This window comes from Endozoicomonas acroporae, from assembly GCF_002864045.1.
Lineage (GTDB): Bacteria > Pseudomonadota > Gammaproteobacteria > Pseudomonadales > Endozoicomonadaceae > Endozoicomonas > Endozoicomonas acroporae.
Genome location: NZ_PJPV01000259.1, coordinates 1 through 1,955, shown reverse-complemented (window position 1 = coordinate 1,955; position 1,955 = coordinate 1). Strand labels below are relative to the sequence as shown.

Genomic DNA, 1,955 nt, shown 5'->3' with positions numbered 1-1,955 from the left:
CTATGGATATTGTCGTGTAATCGTCGGGAATAGCTGCCATTACACCTCGCCGCTAAACGGGGCTATTCTGGTTGCGTGAAATTGCTGTTAGGCGCGGGAGCGAATATAAAAGCTAACAATAAAAAGAAGACGCCACTTCATCTTGCTACTCAAAAACGAGTCGAAAAAGAAGGGTTTGTGGGGAAAGAAAAGTACAAAGAGTGCGTAGAATTATTAACTGAGGCTAGAGCAGATATTGATGCCACTGACAAACATGGCAACACACCATTAAACAACGCCGTTCAAGCGAATCTTTTTGGTTGCGTGAAATTTCTGTTAGACAAGGGAGCGGATTTAAAGGCTGACTGTGATGGGATGTCACCACTTCATCATGCTTGTGAGCGAGGCAACCCCCATTTCGTAAGATTATTAATCGAAAAAGGAGCGGATATCAACGCGGCTGATGACTTAGGTAGCACAGCATTGCACAGCGCTGTTGTTTCTAAAAACCGTGAATGCGTGAAATTATTGTTAGAGGCAGGAGCAATTATAACTATAAACAATGATGGGATATTGCTAGAAGATATGGACACCAGTGACGAGTGCAAGGACTTGTTGCTAGCCAAAAAGGCTGCTCTTTATTTAGACAATATATTGAAGCCAGAGCAAATTGAACAACTTTGTTCTGTAGCCAAGAAAGATAACGTTCAAAATTTGAAGGATTTGCTCAGAACTTGGTTGAATATCAAAGTTAGTGATGATAATGGGAAAACGGCTCTGCATTATATTGCTGAATATGGCGGAGTTGAATGCTTGAAGCATCTAAAATATAACTGTGGCGCAAATGTCAACCTGCCCGACAATAGTAAGAAAACAGCTTGTCATTATGCTGCTAAAAATGGCCACCTGGAATGTCTCAAGTATCTATTCGAATGTGGTGTCGATATCAATCATACTGACGGGGATGAAAAATCAGTTCTGTATTATGCAATAGGATATGAAATAAAAAATGCGGCATCAAACGCAAAAGATGAATCAAATAAAAAAACATGCCTTGACTACTTGTCTAGTATCAAAAGAGAATTCTCTACCTCAAATATCTTACCTGCCCTGAAACTTGCCATTAATGAAGATTATTTTTCGCATAAAATAAAAGCATTCTGCGATATTATAAAATTATGTGTTAAAGATAGTGATGATAAAACACTCCTTCACCTTGCTGCAGTGAATAATAGATATCTGAAAGAATTTCTACCGGAGAATCAACCAGAAGAAGCCTTGATTATTAAAGATAAAAAAGGTAGGTATCCCCTGCACTATGCAGCTTTGGCAGGTAAACATGATTGCATTGCTACTCTACTAAGATCTATAGATACGCTAATAACTAATAAACATCCGAAGTCTAAAAAAGTTGATAAACATAAACTTATGATTATCAATGATAAAGATATTGATGGAAACACAGCGATGCACTTGGCTGCCCAGAACAATCGTGAAAAATGCGTAGTAGAACTGATAAATGCAAAAGCAGATGTGAAAGATAAAAACCATTTAGGTTGGATTCTACTTCATTATATAGCCAGATCAGAAAACAAAAAAGAATGGTTGAAAATAATCAATTTTTCTAAAAAAGATTTCAATGAACCTGACGTAGACGGAAATACCCCAGTGCATCATGCAGCTTATAAAGGTAATAAAGCTTTTCTGAAAAGTGTCCAGAAATTAAAATATAAAGAAACTTTAAATACTCCTAATGGTGAAAGTGCCAGACCATTGCATATGGCTATTCAGGGCGATAAAGTCGACTGCCTGGAGTTAATGATCAAGTACATGGAATTAGACAAAGACAAAGAAGAATGTACGAGGTTGTTTCTGTATGCTGCAGCTCATGGAAAACCAAAATGCTTGAAAACTCTTTATGAACGTGAATTAGTAAATAGTGCCTGTCAGAAAACCCATGAATAATCCAACTCAAC

The 1,955-nt window shown here is 37.4% G+C and carries 1 protein-coding gene; it reads left to right on the top strand.

The window, feature by feature from the left end; genetic code table 11:
- Positions 1-33: 33 nt before the first annotated feature.
- Positions 34-1,944, top strand: coding sequence for an ankyrin repeat domain-containing protein (locus tag CX664_RS24900; RefSeq protein ID WP_244910731.1), 1,911 nt, complete (start codon positions 34-36; stop codon positions 1,942-1,944).
- Positions 1,945-1,955 lie beyond the last annotated feature (11 nt).